Origin of the sequence: Paraburkholderia sp. EG287B, from assembly GCF_040965595.1 — a bacterium.
Classification (GTDB): domain Bacteria; phylum Pseudomonadota; class Gammaproteobacteria; order Burkholderiales; family Burkholderiaceae; genus Paraburkholderia.
This window is the reverse complement of sequence record NZ_JBFRCG010000083.1, coordinates 1-576: the sequence shown is the minus strand read 5'-3', so window position 1 is coordinate 576 and position 576 is coordinate 1. Positions and strand designations below refer to the sequence as shown.

Sequence of the window (576 nt, the reverse complement as noted above, 5' to 3'; positions counted from 1 at the left end):
ATGTTCGTGACGTCGCCTTGCAGGTTCGTGATGTCGGTCGTGTTCTGTGTCACGCGTCCGTCGAGGTTCGTGATCGCGCCACCCACGTTGTTGTAGGTGTCTCCACCTACGTTATACGTCGGGTTCGAGATCGAGCCATCGCTGTTCACCGTCGAGCCGCCGCCGAACGAATCCGCCGTCGAACTGGCCAGGTTGTACAGCTGCGAGCCGTTCACCGCATCGAAGCTCGTCGCCGACACTGCGCCCGAAGCCACGTTGTGCAGCGCCACCGGCGCGGTTGCATCCGTGCCGCCCAGTGTCACCGAATCGTGTGCCGACGTGTCGTACTTCACCGCATCGGCGAGCTGTCCGGCAATGTTCGTGACGTCGCCTTGCAGGTTCGTGATGTCGGTCGTGTTCTGTGTCACGCGTCCGTCGAGGTTCGTGATCGCGCCACCCACGTTGTTGTAGGTGTCTCCACCTACGTTATACGTCGGGTTCGAGATCGAGCCATCGCTGTTCACCGTCGAGCCGCCGCCGAACGAATCCGCCGTCGAACTGGCCAGGTTGTACAGCTGCGAGCCGTTCACCGCATCG

General features: G+C 62.0%; 1 pseudogene. It reads right to left on the bottom strand.

Annotation, left to right across the window (positions count from 1 at the left end):
• Nucleotides 1-576 (bottom strand): annotated as a pseudogene (locus AB4Y40_RS42795) (adhesin); the annotation flags it as partial.